Below are 17,593 nucleotides of genomic sequence, written 5' to 3' on the forward strand. Positions count from 1 at the left end.
CGATATATTTATTTTAGATAATTTGTGAGTGAATTACTTTTGCTTGTTAGCAAAATGAGGGTAGCGAATTTTAGTCTTTAAAAAAATAAGCAAAATATATATAATATAAAGAATGAGGTGATTTTATGAGCAAAAGAGTAATGATAGGAATGAGCGGAGGAGTAGATAGTTCAGTAGCAGCATATCTACTAAAAAAACAAGGATATGATGTCATAGGGGTTACTATGAAACTATGGCAAGATGATGAAGATGATGATTTAATAGAAAATGAAGGTGGATGTTGTTCACTAGCAGCAGTAGAAGATGCTAGAAAGGTTGCGGAAAAAATAGGTATACCTTTTTATGTATTAAACTTTAGTGATGTATTTAAGCAAAAGGTAATAGAGCCTTTTATAGATGAATATTTAAACGGAAGAACACCTAATCCATGTATCGCGTGCAATAAGCATATAAAGTTTGATGATTTCTTTAAAAAAGCTCGTCAAATAGGATGTGATTATGTAGCCACTGGACATTATGCTAAAATAGAAAAAGATGAAGAAACTGGTAGATACTTACTTAAAAAATCAGTTACGGATAAAAAAGACCAAACTTATGCATTATATAACCTTACTCAAGAGCAATTAGAACATACACTACTACCAATAGGAGAGTTTGAAAAAGATAGAGTAAGAGAAATAGCAAAAGAGATGGGTATGGATGTTCATAATAAGCCAGATAGTCAAGAAATATGTTTCGTAAAGGATAATGACTACGCTGGATATGTTAAAAAACATTCGAAAAAAAGAATTGAAGACGGATATTTTGTAGATACTAACGGTAACGTATTAGGAAAACATAATGGTATAGTAAACTATACTATAGGTCAAAGAAAAGGGTTAGGAATAGCATTTGGTAAGCCTATGTTTGTAGTTGATATCAATGCTAAGAAAAACACTGTTATACTTGGAGATAATGATGATATATTCTCTAAAGAACTTATAGCTAAAGATGTTAACTTTATACCATTTGATAAGATAGATGAACCTATAAGAGTACAAGCTAAAATTAGATACTCAGCAAAACCAGCAGATGCTACAGTTTATGCTCTTAGAAATGGCAAAATAAAAATAGCATTTGATGAACCTCAAAGGGCAATAACAAAAGGGCAATCTGTTGTAATGTATGATGGAGATACTGTTATTGGTGGAGGAGTAATTGACTAATAGTATTAAAATACTATTGCTAAATTTGAAAAAATTTAGTAATATAAAATAGATAATTTAAGAAGAGAAAAGCAGTGATAAGAAGTAGTAAATTATTTGATGTCTCACAGAGAGAGGGAATACGGTGCAAGCCCTTAGAATAAAATAATTGAAGCAGTCTTTGAGTTACAATCTTGAAATTTTAGTAAGGGTTGTCGGTGGTTCCGTTATAACTAAGGTTTTCCAAAGATGTCACAAATTTTGTGATAATTAGGGTGGTACCGCGAATATAATCCTCGCCCCTATAAGTTTATTTATAGGCGCGAGGTTTTTTAATATACTAAGAGATTATTTATAATCTCAGCTGCTAGACTTAAGCAACGAATCTGTTTTTAAAGATTGTTGTCTATATGATCGAAGCGAATTTTTAATATATAGGAGGATGTTAATATGCAACAAATGGGATTAAACGAAATAAGAAGTAAATTCTTAAAATTCTTTGAATCTAAAGATCACTATGTAAAGGAAAGTGCGTCTTTAGTACCACATAACGATAAAAGTTTACTACTTATAAACTCAGGTATGGCACCACTTAAAAACTACTTTGCAGGAGTTGAAGTGCCACCAAGTAAAAGAATGACTACTTGTCAAAAATGTATAAGAACTGGTGATATAGAAAATGTAGGAAAGACTGCAAGACATGGTACTTTCTTTGAAATGTTAGGAAACTTCTCATTTGGAGATTACTTTAAGAGAGAATCTATAAGATGGGGATGGGAGTTCGTTACAGAGCATTTACATATGCCTGAAGAAAAGATATGGGTTACAGTGTACGAAGAAGATGATGATTCATATGACTTATGGGCAAAAGAAATGGGATTCCCTGAAGAAAGATTAGTTAGACTTGGAAAAGATGATAACTTTTGGGAAATAGGTATAGGACCTTGCGGACCATGTTCAGAAATACATTATGATAGAGGACCAGAATATGGATGTGACAATCCAGATTGTAAACCAGGATGTGATTGCGATAGATACTTAGAATTCTGGAACCATGTATACTCAATTTGATAGAGATGAAAATGGTAACTATGGACAATTAGAGCATAAAAATATAGATACAGGTATGGGCTTAGAGAGAATGGCTTGTATAATGCAAGACGTTGATAATATATTTGAAGTAGATACAATAAGACAAATAATAAGTGCTATAGAAAAAGCTGCTAATGTAGAATATGGAAAAGACACTAAAAAAGATGTTTCTGTAAGAATAATAACGGACCATATAAGAGCTGTAAGTTTTTTAGTAGCAGATGGAGTACTTCCATCAAATGAAGGTAGAGGATATGTACTAAGAAGATTATTAAGACGTGCTGCTCGTCATGGAAAGTTACTTGGAATAAAAGAAAACTTCTTATTCAAATTAGTTGATGAAGTTATAAAAGTAAGTGGAGAAGCTTACCCAGAACTAGTTGAAAAAGAAAGCTACATCAAAAAAGTTATAAGAATAGAAGAAGAAAAATTCAATGAAACTATAGATCAAGGTAGTGAAATACTAGCTTCTTATATAGCTGAGTTAAAAGAAAATAAAGAAACTACTTTAAGTGGAGAAAATGCATTTAAATTATATGACACTTATGGATTCCCAATCGATTTAACTAAAGAAATATTAGAAGAAGAAAATCTTTTAATAGATGAAGAAGCTTTCAACGAAGAAATGAATAAGCAAAGAGAAAGAGCTAGAAGTGCTAGAGGAAATATGGATGGAGAAAGTTGGAAAGAAGATCCATTATCTAAATTAGATTCTTCTGTTGCTAGTGAATTTGACGGATATAAAGAATTAGAAAATAAAGGGATAGCTAAAGCTATAGTTGTAGACAATGAAATAGTAGAAAGTGCGGAAGCTGGACAAAATGTAGTTATAGTACTAGATAAAACAACATTCTACCCAGAAGGTGGAGGACAGTCAGGAGACTGTGGAGTTTTAGTAAATGATGATGAAGATATAGTAATAGAAATAACTGATACAAGAAAAGGTGCTAATAACACTATAAAACACATAGGAACTGTTAAGTCAGGAAAAGTAAATAATGGTGAAGTATTAAAGACAATAGTAAATAAAGAAGTAAGAATGGCTTCTGCTAGAAACCATAGTGCTACTCACTTATTACACAAAGTATTAAAAGAAGTATTAGGAGATCATGTTAACCAAGCAGGATCACTTGTTACTCCAGAAAGATTAAGATTTGATGTTACTCATTTTGAAGCTATAACAAAAGATGAATTAAAAGTTATAGAAGAAAAAGTAAATGAAGCAATATTAGAAGCTTTAGATATAAATTGTGAAAATATGACTATAAATGAAGCAAAAGAAAAAGGAGCTACAGCTCTATTTGGCGAAAAGTATGGTAATGAGGTAAGAGTTGTTTCAATGGGAGACTTATCAATAGAACTTTGTGGAGGAACACACTTAACTAATACTTCTCAAGTAGGAATGTTTAAGATATTATCTGAAGGTGGAGTTGCTGCTGGTGTTAGAAGAATAGAAGCTATAACAGGTAAAGCAGTATATGAATACTTAAAAGAAAAAGAAGCGTTAATAGCTGAAGTTTCATCAAACTTAAAAACTAAAGAAGATAGTTTAGCTCAAAGAGTAATTAATCTTTTAGAAGAAAATAAAAACTTATCTAAAGAATTACATGATGTAAAAACTAAGATGAGCTTACAAAATGTAGACTCAGTTATTGATTCTAAAGTAGATATAAATGGAGTTAATCTAGTAGCTACTAAGTTTGAAGGTATGGATATGAATACACTTAAAGAAGTTGCAGATAACTTAAGAGATAAGTTAGATTCTGGTGTAGTAGTTCTTGCAAATGTAGTTGATGATAAAGTAAACTTTGTTGTTACTGCTACAAATGATGTAATAACTAAAGGAATACATTCAGGTAATATAGTTAGAGAAGTTGCAAAAATAGCTGGTGGAAAAGGTGGAGGAAGACCTAACATGGCACAAGCTGGAGCAACTGATATAAATAAAGTTGATGAAGCTCTAAACTATGCAAGTGAGGTTGTTAAAACACAAGTAAAATAATTACTTTAGGAGGTTTTTAACATGGAAAAAGATTTAGATTATACTACAAAATTTGAAAGTATAACAGAAGATAAAATGAGCGTTTCTGAGGCAATAGATGTTGTATATGAAGCATTAGTTGAAAAAGGATATAACCCTATAAATCAAATTATAGGGTATCTTCTTTCAGGTGATTCAAGTTATGTAACTAGTCATAAAAATGCTAGGAATATAATTAAAAAATTTGAAAGAGATGAGATACTTGAAGAAGTAATCACGTACTATCTTAACAGAAAGTAGGTCAATCTAATGAAAAAAAAGATTGTATCATTATTAGCATCAATTTTATTAGTATTAGTTTCTGTTACTGGGTATAGCTTTGCCGATGAAAAAGGCAAAGTTATATTTATTGATATGAATAGAACTAGTCTTATAAATATGCTTAAGATACCTTCTCTAGAAAATGAACTATCAACTAGAGGATATATAGGTCTTATGAATATAAGAGGTGATAAAGGAACTGATGATAGAAGGTCCTTCGCAAGTATGGGTGCTGGAGGTAGAGCTAATGTATCAACAGAAATGAATATTAATTTTGAAGAAATTAATGAAGATGCAAAAGAAACTTTCAAAGCAGCAACTGGAAAATCACCAAAAAAAATAAATGACCTGACTATAAATAAATCAATAAATGAAAACATAGAAAATGGTCAATATGGATCAGTACTAGGATCTCTTGGCCAAACACTATCTGAAAATAAATTAAAAGTTGCTTTACTTGGTAATTCAGATATTATTGAAAATGGTGAACTGATAAAAAATAGAGATTTAGGTTTAGTTTGTATGGACCAGTATGGTAGAATAGATGCTGGTAATATAGATAACATAAACATAAAAAATTCAAGTATGCCATTTGGAATACAAACTGATTATGATAAACTAATTAAAGAAACTAAAGAAAATTATAAAAATAATGATACTCTATTTATAGATTTAGGAGACACGTACAGACTAGATTTATATAAAAGTTATTTAAATGATCATACATTTTCAAGTATGAAAAAAAGTGTTTATAAAAATATTGATAAATACTTAAAAGAAGTATTTGAAATGGTAGGAGAAAATGACACTGTCTATATATCTAGTGGATTCCCAAGTGATATAGACTATAAAAATAAAAGAAGACTATCTCCAATAATTAAGTTTAAAGGAGACAGTAAAGGTGTATTATCTTCAGCTACAACAAGAAGAGATGGTATAGTTGCAAATATAGATATAGGAGTAGATATACTAAACGAATTTGGTCTTAAAAATGATGTCATGGTAGGTAAAAGCTATAGTCTTATAGAAAAAGACGATAATGTAGAATATTTATCAGATGAATTTGAAAAAATAGTTACAATAGCTGATATAAGAACAAATGTTATAAACGGATTTGTTAGTGTAATATCTATATCATGGGTAGTTGCAATGTGCTTAATATTTATTAGAGATAAAATAACTAACCAAGAAAAAGTATTTTCAGTTCTGAAAGAGTTTATAAAATTAGGAATAATAATGCCATTATCATTATTAGTAGCTCCTATATTTAACTTACAAACACCAGTTACTATAACTTGCGGAATACTTTTAACAACTTTAGCATTTTATGTTTTAGGTAGATGGTTATTTAAAGAAGACTTAAAGCAAATGGGATTTTTTGCATTTTTAACAATACTTGTTATAACTGTTGACTCTGTATTTGGAACTTACTTAATGAAAAATAATATAATGAGTTATGATGCAATAATTGGTGCTAGATACTATGGTATAGGAAATGAATATGAAGGTGTTACAATAGCATCAGCAGTATTTGCCCTAGCAGTACTTTTAAATTACAAGAAAATTCCTAAGTGGTTAGTAGTAGTATTTTCACTTATTATACTTATAACTAGTGCATATCCATCAATGGGAGCTAACGTAGGTGGAGCTATATCAGAATGTGTAGCCTATTTATTATTCATATTACTAATATTTGATGTTAAAATGGATTTTAAAAAGGTTGTACTATTAGGGATAGCTGCAGTAGTAGTAGTAGTAGTATTTGCAGTGTTAGATTTAGTATCAGGAAGTGAATCTCATCTAGGATTATTTGTAAAACAAATATTATTAAATGGGCCAGAAGCTATAATTCAGACATTTGGTAGAAAGATACAAATGAACATGAAGTTAGCTCAAAGTAGTGTATGGGTAAATATTTTACTTGCTGGAATAGGTATAATAGGAATACTTATATTTAGACCATCTAGACACTTTAGAACAATAGCTAAGAAATATCCTATATTATTTAAAGGATTTGTTGCATCTATTGTAGGATGTTTTGTTACACTATTAGTTAATGATTCAGGAATAGTAGCAGCAGCTACAGCATCTATTTATATACTTATACCACTTATAATAATAAGTATAAATATGATGATATTTGATGATAAAAAAAGTTAAAACTTTAAAATAAAGTTAGCCAGGAGAATTACCTGGCTAATTTTTATTTATAAATTAAATAATGATGTAATAACTAAATAAATCAGGTAATATAGTTATAGAAAGTAGGTCAATCTAATGAATAAAAAAATTGTATCATTATTAGCATCAATTTTATTAGTATTAGTTTCTGTTACTGGGTATAGCTTTGCTGATGAAAAAGGTAAAGTTATATTTATTGATATGAACAGAACTAACCTTATAAATATGCTTAAGATACCTTCTCTAGAAAATGAATTATCAACTAGAGGATATATAGGTCTTATGAATATAAGAGGTGATAAAGGAACTGATGATAGAAGGTCCTTTGCGAGTATGGGCGCTGGTGGTAGAGCTAGTGTATCTACAGAAATGAATATCAATTTTGAAGAGATTAATGAAGATGCAAAAGCAAGTTTTAAAGCGACAACTGGAAAATCACCAAAAAAAATAAATAATCAAACTATAAATAAATCAATAAATGAAAATGTAGATAATGGTCAGTATGGATCAGTGCTAGGTTCTCTTGGTCAAACACTATCTGAAAATAAATTAAAAGTTGCTTTACTTGGTAATGCAGATATTATTGAAAATGGAGAACTAGTAAAAAATAGAGATTTAGGTTTAGTTTGTATGGATCAGTACGGTAGAATAGATGCTGGTAATATAGATAATATAAATACTAAAAATTCAAGTATGCCATTTGGAATACAAACTGATTATGATAAATTAATCAAAGAAACTAAGGAAAACTATAAAAATAGTGATGCATTATTTATAGAATTAGGAGATACAAATAGACTAGATTTATATAAAAGCTATTTAAATGACCATACATTTGCAAGTATGAAAAAAAGTATTTATAAAAATATTGATAAATACTTAAAAGAAGTATTTGAAATGGTAGGAGAAAATGATACTGTTTATATAACTAGTGGATTCCCAAGTGACATAGACTATAAAAATAGAAGAAGATTATCTCCAATAATTAAATTTAAAGGAAATAACAAAGGACTATTATCTTCATCTACAACAAGAAGAGATGGAATTGTTGCTAATTTGGATGTTGGTGTAGACATATTAAATGAATTTGGACTTACTAATGATGATATGGTAGGTAAAAACTATGAACTAGTAAATAAAGAAGATAATACTGGATATATATTAGATGAATATGAGAAGATAGTATCTATATCTAGTATACGATCAACTATTATAAATGGATTTGTAGGTATTGTATCTGCATCTTGGGTGATAGCCATGGCTTTAGTGTTATTTAGAGATAGAATATCTCATAAGGAGAAAGTTTTTAATTTATTAAAAGAATTTATAAAACTAGGATTTATATTACCAATATCTTTCCTAATAGCTCCAGTACTTAATTTAAAAACACCAGAGTTTATTTCATCAGGTATAATTTTAACAACGCTAGTATTATACATTATAGGTAGAAAAGTATTAAAAGATGATGTAAAGCATATGGCATTTTTTTCTATTATAACAATACTAGTTATAGCCTTTGACTCTATATTTGGTACATATTTAATGAAAAGTAGCATAATGAGTTATGATGCTATAATTGGTGCAAGATACTATGGTATGGGTAATGAATATCAAGGTATTGCAATTGGTAGTGCAATTTTTGGATTAGCAGTTTTACTTGATTATAAAAAGATACCAAAATGGGCTGTAGCAGTTTTAAGTCTTATAATACTAATTACAACAGCATCTCCAGCGATGGGAGCTAATGTTGGAGCTGCAATATCAGAGTGTGTAGCATATTTATTATTAGTTTTATTAATATTTGATGTTAAACTTGACCTTAAGAAAGTTATACTGCTGGGAATGGCAGCTGTAGGTGTAGTAGTAGTTTTTGCAGCTATAGATATAATATCAGGAAGTGAGTCCCATTTATCAGGATTTGTTAAACAAATTATGTTAAATGGACCGAGTGAAATAGTTCAAACATTTGGTAGAAAAATACAAATGAACTTAAAATTAGCTCAAACTAGTGTATGGGTAAATATTTTGCTAGCAGGTGTAGGTATAATTGGAGTACTTATATTTAGACCGACAAGACATTTTAGATTGATAGCTGATAAGTATCCATTTATATTTAAAGGATTTATAGCTACTATGGTAGGATGTGTTGTTACACTTTTAGTTAATGATTCAGGAATAATAGCAGCAGCTACAGCATCTATTTATATACTTATACCACTGATAATAATAAGTATAAATATGATGATATTTGATAATAAAAAAAGTTAAAAATTTAAAATAAGGTTAGTCAGGATAATTACCTGTCTAATTTTTATATACTAGAATGTTTTGATGAGTGATTATTAAAGAAAATCAGATATATATTTATATAAACTAAATAAATATATACAATTTAAGCAATAATAAGTATATTAGTAGCTATACATAATAGTATAATATATGGTATTCTAAGTTTATTAAATTAATATAACACAAGCACTATAAGGAGAAAACATATGTTAGACGGAAGAATAATGGGTCTTGATGTAGGAGATAAAACTATTGGAGTTGCAGTAAGTGATTTAATGGGATTAACTGCACAAGGTGTAAAAACTGTTAAAAGAATAGGAAAGAAAAAAGACATAGAGGAATTAAAGTCAATAATAAAGGAAAGACAAGTTAATAAAATAGTTTCTGGGCTTCCAAAGAATATGAATGGAACACTTGGACCACAAGGTGAAAAAGTAATAAAGTTTTGTGAATTACTAGAAGAAGAAACTGGAATAAAAATTGAATACTGGGATGAGAGATTATCTACAGTAGCAGCTGAAAGAACGCTAATACAAGGAAATGTAAGAAGAGAAAATAGAAAAAGTGTAATAGATATGGTTGCAGCTGTTATAATTTTACAAGGATACTTAGATAGACAAAGAAATTTTTAAAACACCTATAAAATTATATCTTTATGATATATAATATAAATAACAAATAATGAATCAGAGGTGAATCGCATGCAAGAAAACATAATAAGTTTAGTTGACGAAAACGGAGTTGAAGCTCAATTTGAAATAATATTAACTCTAGAAGCAGAAGGAAAGGAATACGCTATATTAATGCCTGTTGAAGATGAAGAAGCAGAAGAAGCATTAATATTTAGAATAGACCAAGATGAAGAAGGAGAAATATTAGTTCCTTTAGAAGATGATGCAGAATACGAAATAGTTGTAGATGTATACAATACATTAATGGAAGAAGAAGGATTAAACTTCGACGAAGACGAGCAATAATATATAATTTATAACTTGTAGCTTCTTAAAATCAAATTTGATTTTAAGAAGCTTTTTTGTATATAAATTAATTAATAGATAAATGATATATTTATATACAAAAAATGATTAAAAAATAATTGATTTAAATATAACTTACAAAAAAATCCTAACAAGTAAATATATTGTAATTTATATAATACGGGTAAATTTTAGATTAAGAGGAGAAAATAAAAAATATAAATCTAATCTTAAAAGGCAGTGATAAAATGACAAAATTAAAAAATATATTAATTTTATCTTTAGCATTTATATTTATGATATGTTCAAATAATGTTTATGCTGAAGATGAATTTAATGAAGTTTCTAATCAAAAAAAAGTAGATAATATATTGTTAATAGGTAGAGATAGTCTTAGTAATAAAGGACCAGCAAGGTCAGACTCAATGATAATTCTAACTATTGATAACCTTAATAAGTCTTTAAAATTAACGTCCTTAGTAAGGGATACTTTAGTTGATATACCAGGTAAAGGCCGTGAAAAATTAAATCATGCATATGCTTATGGTGGAGAAGAATTACTAATTCAAACTATTAATAAAAATTTTAATTTAGATATAACTGACTATGCACTTGTAGATTTTAAATCATTTATTGACGTGGTAGATGTTTTAGGCGGTGTTGAAGTAGATATTAAAGAAGGCGAAATTAACCACTTAAATAAGTTTATTAAAACATGTTATGGTTTCAATGACTCAAATAAGGGTAATATTAAGTATATAGAAAATAAAGGGATTAATAATTTAAATGGATATCAAGCATTAGCTTATGCTAGAATTAGAAAAATAGACACAATATACAAAAGAGATGAAAGACAAAGAGCGATTTTAACTAGCATAGCTAATAAATTGTCAAATACATCTATAACTAAATACCCTAAAGTAATTAAAAGTGTATTAAAGCATGTAGATGTTAATATAGCTTTAGATAAAATAATGAAACTAGCATTTTCAGCACATGAACTTGCAAGTTATGATATTAAACAACTAGAGTTTCCACTTGCAGATTATAGAGAAGAAGGAAGATTAAATGAAGATGGAATGTATGTGGTTAAATGGAATATAGATAAGAATTTAGAGGTTCTACACAACTTCATTTATGGCAATTAATAAAAAGAACGTTTTCTTAAATGTTGACAAAAACTTGATTATCAATTAAAATAATTAATAAAGATTATCAATTGAAAAATAAGGGTGATATTATGATTAATACAATGGATATATTAAAAGAAAAATTAAAAGAAACAGGATTTAAAATTACTCCACAAAGGAGAGCTATAGTAGACATACTACTTAAAAATAATTCAGAGCATCTAAGCAGTGAAGAAATTTATGATTTAGTAAGAGTAGACTGTCCAGAAATAGGGCTTGCTACTGTTTATAGAACAATGCAACTACTAGATGAAATAGGAGTAATATCAAAACTTAACTTAGATGACGGATGTATAAGATATGAACTTAGTTTAGATAGACAAGATTGTCATAATCATCATCATCTTATTTGTAAAAGCTGTGGAAAGATAATGGAAGCACAGGAAGATTTATTAGATAATATTGAAAATCAAATACAAGAATTATATAAATTTAAAATATTAGACCATGATGTTAAATTCTATGGGTTATGTGATGCATGTAGTAAATAATACTATAAAAATGTAAGTCCCAAATGGGACTTACATTTTTATTATAGTGAAAATTATCCAACTTACTAATAACATCACAAATAGCATTTCTAATATATTATTAAACCCACTTCCAACCCTAAAAAACCCTAAAGAGAATTTTTTATTACTTATTGGATATAAAATAGGAATTCCTGATTTTGTAAATAAATCGCCTAAAAATAGATGACTAGCATAACTAATAGTACCAAAAAATGCCAAATTAGATATATTATATATTAGTTCTATTTGTTTTAATAGAAAATATATTAACACGGTAGCAAATATACTATGAGAAAAACTTCTATGTTTAAGCCAAGGAAAAGTTGCTAGCATTAGGCAAAAAATTGAAAAATATATTTTTACATTTATTAAATAAAGACATATAGCTAAAAAAACAAATATTAGAGATAAGAAAATCTTTCTAAGTAATGTATGAGTTAACTTAGCTTCTATTATTATAATAGCTATAAATGTTACTGCAGAGCTTATATAAAAATTATCGTTTATTTTTAAAGATATAAAGAAGATTACTATATTTATCAAGTATATTGCCAGCTTTAGTATAAACTTAGATACATTCTTTTTTAAAAAGAAGTCTGAAACGATAGAATTAGATTCATCTAAGTCTGGAAGTATTGAGAAAAAAGCAGACAAGATAAGATTAAAGATAGAAATAGGTGTTTGAAAAAGTAGAGAAGCTTGTATAACACTTAAAACACCTATGGCACAGTGGGTTTTACCTCTCATATGTCCTCCTTTAATTTGGTATATTATACTCAGAGAATATCAGAATAGGATAACTTTGTCAAAATAATACAATAAATGTATTTTAAATATTACTTAAATTATATCAGGAAATATGGTACAATGATAATAACTGGTAAAGAGTGCGTGATTTGATATTATCTAAATTATAGAACGTGTTGAAATTTAAGAAAAACTGAATAGACAGAAGGAGATGATGCAATTGTTCAAGAAAAATGCCAATAAAATAAAGATAATGGCACTAGGTGGGCTTAACGAAGTCGGAAAAAACATGACTCTGGTTGAGTATAAAGATGAAATAATTGTAATAGATGCTGGGCTTAGTTTCCCAGGAGATGATATGTTGGGGGTAGACATAGTCATACCTGATATAACTTATTTAATAAAAAATAAGGATAAAGTAAAAGGTATATTTATTACACATGGGCATGAAGACCATATCGGGGCTCTTCCATATATATTAAGAAAGATAAATGTACCTATATATGGATCAAAACTTAGTGTAGGGCTTATACAAGTTAAGCTAAAAGAGCATAAAATGAATAATGTTAAGCTAAATGTTATAACGCCAAAGCAAATGATAAAGCTTAACAATATGGAAATAGAGTTTATAAAGAACAATCATAGTATACCAGATGCTTGCTCTATAGCTGTTCATACGGATCAAGGTATAATATATCATACAGGAGATTTTAAGATAGATTATACTCCTATGGATGGAGAAGTTATGGATATACCAAGAATCTGTGAACTTGGTAAAAAAGGAGTACTTTTATTATTAGCAGAAAGTACTAATGCCAAAAGACCAGGATATACTATGTCAGAAAGAATAGTAAGCTCAAGACTAGAGGATTTATTTAGAAAAGCTAGTAATAGCAGAATAATAGTTGCAACATTTGCATCTAACATACACAGGCTACAACAGATAATAAATACAGCGGAAAAGTTTAATAGAAAAGTAGCGGTGTCAGGAAGATCTATGGTAAATGTAGTTAATGTTGCTAGAGAGCTAGAATATATAGATATCCCAGATAATATGTTAATAGACCTAAATGATTTATCTAAATACGAAGATAATGAAATAGTTTTAATAACAACAGGATCTCAAGGAGAGCCAATGTCAGCTCTTGCAAGAATGGCAAGTGCTGAACATAAAAAAGTGGAAATAAAAAATGGAGATTTAATAATAATATCAGCTCATCCAATACCAGGGAATGAGAAACCAATATCAAAAGTAATAGACTTCTTATTTGAAAAAGGAGCAGAAGTAGTTTATGACGAAGCAGACATACATGTTTCGGGGCATGCTTGCCAAGAAGAATTAAAGCTTATTCATAGAATAACTAAACCTAAATTCTTTATGCCAGTTCATGGTGAATATAGAATGTTAAAGAAACATGCTGAATTAGCAGAAGAATTAGGAATGCCAAGTCAAAATATATTTATAAATAAAACTGGAGAAGTTTTAGAGATAGATAGAAATTCAGCTAAGGTAGTTGGAAACATACCAACAGGAAATGTATTAGTTGATGGATTAGGTGTTGGAGATGTAGGTAATATAGTATTAAGAGATAGAAAACATTTATCAGAAGATGGACTGATGATAGTAGTAGTAACAATATCAAAAGAAGACGGAAAAGTATTAGCAGGACCAGATATTATATCTAGAGGATTTGTATATGTAAGAGAATCAGAAGATTTAATGGATGGAGCAAAAAATGTAATTAAGCAAGTCTTAAAAGACTGTGAAGATAGAAACATAAAAGAGTGGGCTTATTTAAAGAATAATATAAAAGAAAACTTAAAAGAGTACCTATACCAAAAGACAAAGAGAAATCCAATGATACTTCCTATAATAATGGAGGTATAATTATAAGAGATTGAATATAATTTATTATATTCAATCTTTTTTATTGAAGTAATATATAATATCTGGAGGTTTTTATGGGAGTTTATGATACAGCTACAAAGTTAGCTAGTGAAATAAAAAATAGTAAAGAGTATAAAGATTTTAGAAAATCTATGAAAGAGGTTAAATCTGATAAAGAATGTGAGGAGCTTTTAAAAGATTACAGATTAACTCAAATGCAAATTCAAAGCTACACCATGAAAAATCAACAAATAGATAAAAAAACTAATACAAAGATAGAAAACACAAAAAAGAAAGTAACAAATAATAAAAAACTGTATAATTACTTAACTAATGAGCAAAAACTAACTTTAATGATGGATAATATAAATAAAATATTAGCTCAGGCAGTAGAAAAAGATTATAAATAGTTAATATTAATAGATGAAAATTATTATATAAACAAAAGAAAGGTAAATTACTATGAAAATATTAGTAATGAAAATAAATCTTAGAGCTAGTTGGGTACATTCATTAAAAGAAAAAAGAATGGTAGTAAAAAGCTTAGTTAAAAAATTACAAAATAATTTTAATGCATCTGTTTCTGAAATAGAAAATCAAGATTTGCATCAAAGAATTACAATAGGGATAGCATCAATATCTCTAGACTCTAGACAAGGAGATTTTACTAGAGAGAAAATTTTAAATTTTATAGATGCAAATACAGATGCAGAAATAATAGAAATTGAAGATGAAATCAATGACTATTAAATAAAAAGGCTTAGAGAAATCTAAGCTTTTTTGTATATGATTAAATGTATATACATTATTATAAATAACAGTTGACTTACATATAAAAACGATGGTACGTTATAAGAAAAGTAATACTTTGTAGTTTAATATTGTAGAAATAGGGGATGGTATAAGTATGACAAAGCTAATAATAAACGCAGATGATTTTGGATATACTGAGGGTGTTAATGTAGGAATAATATCAGCATACAAAAATGGGGTAGTAAGCTCTACGACTATGATGAGTGCAATGCCAGGGTTTGAACAAGGAGTAGAGTTATTAAAAGAAAATCCAGGATTAGGATGTGGGGTTCATATGACTTTAAGCTGTTATAAACCTCTACTTAAAAAGCATAAAACAATCGTAGATGAAAATGGATACTTTTATAAAAGAATTACAAATGAATCTTTAGAAGATATGGACATGAATGAAATATATGAAGAATTTTGTGCTCAAATAGATAGAGTTATAGAATCTGGTGTAAAAATAACTCACTTAGATAGTCATCATCATGTACATGGATTATTAAAATTAAATCCAGTAATCAAAAAAATATTAAACAAGTATAGGCTACCAATTAGAGGAGGATTTGAGTATAATCTAGATTATAAAAAAATAATACCTGTTGTAGATACTTTTTATGCTAATAATGTAGACTATGATTATTTTGAAAAAAATATAGAAGAATTAAAGAAATATGAAATAGCAGATATAATGACTCATCCAGCTTTTGTAGATGAATTTTTATTAAATTCAACTTCTTATGCTATACCAAGAACTAAAGAGCATAAGATATTAACATCTGAAAATGTAAAAAAAGTACTAGAAAAAAATAATATAACCTTGGTTAATTATAGTGATAAAAGTATTTTAGAAAATAAAAATTAAATGTATAGACAATTAAAAATGAATAGTGTATTATTATAATATATTAAAAAACGTTTTCAAAAAAGTGGATAATATAATACTAAATAAATATTAAGTACTCAGGTACATTAAATACTAGGAGGGAAATATTATGATAAGAATAATGTTAGCTTGTTCAGCAGGGATGTCAACATCTTTATTAGTAACAAAAATGGAAGCAGCAGCAAAGGAAAAAGGAATAGAAGCAAAAATTTGGGCTATAAGTGAAGCTAATATAGATAAAGAAATAGGAAACTTTGATGTTTTATTACTAGGACCACAAGTTAGATTTATGTTAGAAAAAGCTAAGAAAATAGTAGATGGAAAAGCACCAGTTGAGGTTATAAACATGTCTCATTACGGAATGTGTAATGGAGCAGCTGTATTAGATAGAGCTATAAAATTAGCAGGAAAATAATTAGATTTTAGAGGATGCCAAAAGGCATCCTTTTTTGTTATAGAAAGCTATATTTTGAGAAAATGTATATCGCTGGCAATAAGAACGTAGAATTTTGAGCAACGGATGTGACCGAAGCAATAGCGAGTGTCATATCGTTGGCGACATGAGTGTAGCGACTACGAAGTAGATTAAGCGAAACGAGTTTTGACAAAAAATAACAATTATAAAAGCTGAATATTAGTAGAAAATAATTACATATAAATAAATGCTAATAGGAGGCTAAAAATGAATAATATAGCAAATCATAATGCAAGAATGGCTTTAAAACAAGTAAGAATGGAAATAGCAGCAGACTATGGTATGGATTATGAATATGCATTTGACATAATAGAAAATGCACACAATGATGGAGCTTTAGCTAGTCATTTTAGAAAGTTAGAAAATAAAAAAAATACTCATCAAGTAAAACATCACCAATAGAATAAAAAAATGTAAATGGTAGAAAATAAGTTTAAATAAATATTAAGAGGTGACGTTGATGAAAAAACTGACTAGTATAGCTATGACTATGTTACTTGCTTTAATGCCTATGAATATAGCTTTTGCAGGTGATCCTAGTGCTACCATAAATATATCATCAAAATCGGCAATATTGATGGATGTAGGAAGTGGACAGATTCTTTATGAAAAGAATGCACATGATAAGTTACCACCAGCTAGTGTAACAAAAGTAATGACAATGTTATTAATATGTGAAGCACTAGATTCAGGTAAAGTAAAATTAGATGATAAAGTACAAATAAGCGAAAATGCTGCAAGTATGGGTGGAAGCCAAATATTTTTAGAACCAGGAGAAACTCAAGATGTTAATACCCTTTTAAAAGGTATAGCAGTAGCTTCAGCAAATGATGGTTGTGTTGCTATGGCAGAACATATAGCAGGTAGTGTAGAGGCCTTTGTAGATATGATGAATAAAAAAGCACAATCGTTAGGAATGAAGGATACTCATTTTGCAAACACTAACGGTTTACCAGTAGATGATCATTACACATCAGCACATGATATAGCTTTAATGTCTAGGGAATTATTAAAACATGAAACTATACACAAGTATTTAACAACTTGGATGGACAAAGTTGTAGTAGGTAAAAAA

The 17,593-nt window shown here is 28.4% G+C and carries 16 protein-coding genes, 1 pseudogene and 1 other annotated feature; of the genes and pseudogenes, 16 read left to right on the forward strand and 1 reads right to left on the reverse strand.

Annotated features, from left to right (window positions below):
• Window positions 1-125 precede the first annotated feature (125 nt).
• From mnmA to JWF52_RS03750, 9 genes and pseudogenes are all read left to right on the forward strand, one after another.
• Window positions 126-1,205: a tRNA 2-thiouridine(34) synthase MnmA gene (mnmA, locus tag JWF52_RS03710; RefSeq protein ID WP_208331999.1), complete on the forward strand. Its 1,080-nt coding sequence runs from the start codon at window positions 126-128 to the stop codon at window positions 1,203-1,205.
• Between the two features lie 65 nt (window positions 1,206-1,270).
• Window positions 1,271-1,491 (forward strand) — a binding site (T-box leader).
• A gap of 143 nt (window positions 1,492-1,634) precedes the next feature.
• Window positions 1,635-4,278, forward strand: a pseudogene (alaS, locus tag JWF52_RS03715) (alanine--tRNA ligase).
• Window positions 4,279-4,299: 21 nt separating this feature from the next.
• The gene (locus tag JWF52_RS03720; RefSeq protein ID WP_208332000.1) at window positions 4,300-4,557 is read left to right on the forward strand and encodes an IreB family regulatory phosphoprotein; all 258 of its coding nucleotides are present in this window, start codon (window positions 4,300-4,302) and stop codon (window positions 4,555-4,557) included.
• Between the two features lie 9 nt (window positions 4,558-4,566).
• Window positions 4,567-6,738: a hypothetical protein gene (locus tag JWF52_RS03725; protein ID WP_208332001.1), complete on the forward strand. Its 2,172-nt coding sequence runs from the start codon at window positions 4,567-4,569 to the stop codon at window positions 6,736-6,738.
• A gap of 117 nt (window positions 6,739-6,855) precedes the next feature.
• Window positions 6,856-9,027, forward strand: a complete 2,172-nt coding sequence (locus tag JWF52_RS03730) for a hypothetical protein (RefSeq protein WP_208332002.1) — start codon at window positions 6,856-6,858, stop codon at window positions 9,025-9,027.
• 227 nt (window positions 9,028-9,254) lie between these two features.
• Window positions 9,255-9,680: a Holliday junction resolvase RuvX gene (gene ruvX / locus JWF52_RS03735; protein WP_208332003.1), complete on the forward strand. Its 426-nt coding sequence runs from the start codon at window positions 9,255-9,257 to the stop codon at window positions 9,678-9,680.
• A gap of 69 nt (window positions 9,681-9,749) precedes the next feature.
• Window positions 9,750-10,025 (forward strand): DUF1292 domain-containing protein, encoded by a 276-nt coding sequence (locus JWF52_RS03740; protein ID WP_042272120.1) that lies wholly within the window; start codon window positions 9,750-9,752, stop codon window positions 10,023-10,025.
• A 248-nt stretch (window positions 10,026-10,273) separates the two neighbouring features.
• A complete protein-coding gene (locus tag JWF52_RS03745) occupies window positions 10,274-11,173 on the forward strand; it encodes an LCP family protein (protein WP_208332004.1) in 900 nt (299 codons plus the stop codon).
• A gap of 92 nt (window positions 11,174-11,265) precedes the next feature.
• Window positions 11,266-11,706, forward strand: coding sequence for a Fur family transcriptional regulator (locus JWF52_RS03750; RefSeq protein ID WP_208332005.1), 441 nt, complete (start codon window positions 11,266-11,268; stop codon window positions 11,704-11,706).
• A 30-nt stretch (window positions 11,707-11,736) separates the two neighbouring features.
• Here the strand turns inward: JWF52_RS03750 and JWF52_RS03755 are convergent, their stop codons facing one another.
• Window positions 11,737-12,474, reverse strand: coding sequence for a metal-dependent hydrolase (locus JWF52_RS03755; RefSeq protein ID WP_208332006.1), 738 nt, complete (start codon window positions 12,472-12,474; stop codon window positions 11,737-11,739).
• Between the two features lie 214 nt (window positions 12,475-12,688).
• Here JWF52_RS03755 and JWF52_RS03760 point away from each other — a divergent pair, with 214 nt between their 5' ends.
• From JWF52_RS03760 to JWF52_RS03790, 7 genes are all read left to right on the forward strand, one after another.
• Window positions 12,689-14,362 carry a ribonuclease J gene (locus tag JWF52_RS03760; RefSeq protein ID WP_208332007.1) on the forward strand — a complete coding sequence of 558 codons (1,674 nt, stop codon included), beginning with the start codon at window positions 12,689-12,691 and terminating at the stop codon, window positions 14,360-14,362.
• Between the two features lie 74 nt (window positions 14,363-14,436).
• Complete coding sequence (locus tag JWF52_RS03765) at window positions 14,437-14,772, forward strand: YlbF family regulator (RefSeq protein ID WP_208332008.1); 336 nt, start codon at window positions 14,437-14,439, stop codon at window positions 14,770-14,772.
• Between the two features lie 52 nt (window positions 14,773-14,824).
• The gene (locus JWF52_RS03770) at window positions 14,825-15,112 is read left to right on the forward strand and encodes a DUF503 domain-containing protein (protein WP_208332009.1); all 288 of its coding nucleotides are present in this window, start codon (window positions 14,825-14,827) and stop codon (window positions 15,110-15,112) included.
• A 157-nt stretch (window positions 15,113-15,269) separates the two neighbouring features.
• The gene (gene chbG / locus JWF52_RS03775) at window positions 15,270-16,022 is read left to right on the forward strand and encodes a chitin disaccharide deacetylase (protein ID WP_208332010.1); all 753 of its coding nucleotides are present in this window, start codon (window positions 15,270-15,272) and stop codon (window positions 16,020-16,022) included.
• Window positions 16,023-16,152: 130 nt separating this feature from the next.
• Complete coding sequence (locus tag JWF52_RS03780; protein WP_286183985.1) at window positions 16,153-16,458, forward strand: PTS sugar transporter subunit IIB; 306 nt, start codon at window positions 16,153-16,155, stop codon at window positions 16,456-16,458.
• A gap of 267 nt (window positions 16,459-16,725) precedes the next feature.
• On the forward strand, window positions 16,726-16,920 hold the full coding sequence (locus JWF52_RS03785) for a CD1290 family small acid-soluble spore protein (RefSeq protein ID WP_208332011.1): 195 nt from the start codon (window positions 16,726-16,728) through the stop codon (window positions 16,918-16,920).
• Between the two features lie 58 nt (window positions 16,921-16,978).
• Window positions 16,979-17,593: D-alanyl-D-alanine carboxypeptidase family protein (locus JWF52_RS03790; RefSeq protein WP_208332012.1), on the forward strand; the 615-nt coding region annotated here is incomplete at its 3' end.

The sequence above is a fragment of the Clostridium sp. CCUG 7971 genome, assembly GCF_017590215.1.
Taxonomy (GTDB): domain Bacteria; phylum Bacillota; class Clostridia; order Peptostreptococcales; family Peptostreptococcaceae; genus Faecalimicrobium.

Excerpts from the sequence above, each read along its gene's own strand:
- mnmA (WP_208331999.1), top strand. The coding sequence starts at position 126 with ATGAGCAAAAGAGTAATGATAGGAATGAGCGGAGGAGTAGATAGTTCA.
- JWF52_RS03720 (WP_208332000.1), top strand. The coding sequence starts at position 4,300 with ATGGAAAAAGATTTAGATTATACTACAAAATTTGAAAGTATAACAGAA.
- JWF52_RS03725 (WP_208332001.1), top strand. The coding sequence starts at position 4,567 with ATGAAAAAAAAGATTGTATCATTATTAGCATCAATTTTATTAGTATTA.
- JWF52_RS03730 (WP_208332002.1), top strand. The coding sequence starts at position 6,856 with ATGAATAAAAAAATTGTATCATTATTAGCATCAATTTTATTAGTATTA.
- ruvX (WP_208332003.1), top strand. The coding sequence starts at position 9,255 with ATGTTAGACGGAAGAATAATGGGTCTTGATGTAGGAGATAAAACTATT.
- JWF52_RS03740 (WP_042272120.1), top strand. The coding sequence starts at position 9,750 with ATGCAAGAAAACATAATAAGTTTAGTTGACGAAAACGGAGTTGAAGCT.
- JWF52_RS03745 (WP_208332004.1), top strand. The coding sequence starts at position 10,274 with ATGACAAAATTAAAAAATATATTAATTTTATCTTTAGCATTTATATTT.
- JWF52_RS03750 (WP_208332005.1), top strand. The coding sequence starts at position 11,266 with ATGATTAATACAATGGATATATTAAAAGAAAAATTAAAAGAAACAGGA.
- JWF52_RS03755 (WP_208332006.1), bottom strand. The coding sequence starts at position 12,474 with ATGAGAGGTAAAACCCACTGTGCCATAGGTGTTTTAAGTGTTATACAA.
- JWF52_RS03760 (WP_208332007.1), top strand. The coding sequence starts at position 12,689 with ATGCAATTGTTCAAGAAAAATGCCAATAAAATAAAGATAATGGCACTA.
- JWF52_RS03765 (WP_208332008.1), top strand. The coding sequence starts at position 14,437 with ATGGGAGTTTATGATACAGCTACAAAGTTAGCTAGTGAAATAAAAAAT.
- JWF52_RS03770 (WP_208332009.1), top strand. The coding sequence starts at position 14,825 with ATGAAAATATTAGTAATGAAAATAAATCTTAGAGCTAGTTGGGTACAT.
- chbG (WP_208332010.1), top strand. The coding sequence starts at position 15,270 with ATGACAAAGCTAATAATAAACGCAGATGATTTTGGATATACTGAGGGT.
- JWF52_RS03780 (WP_286183985.1), top strand. The coding sequence starts at position 16,153 with ATGATAAGAATAATGTTAGCTTGTTCAGCAGGGATGTCAACATCTTTA.
- JWF52_RS03785 (WP_208332011.1), top strand. The coding sequence starts at position 16,726 with ATGAATAATATAGCAAATCATAATGCAAGAATGGCTTTAAAACAAGTA.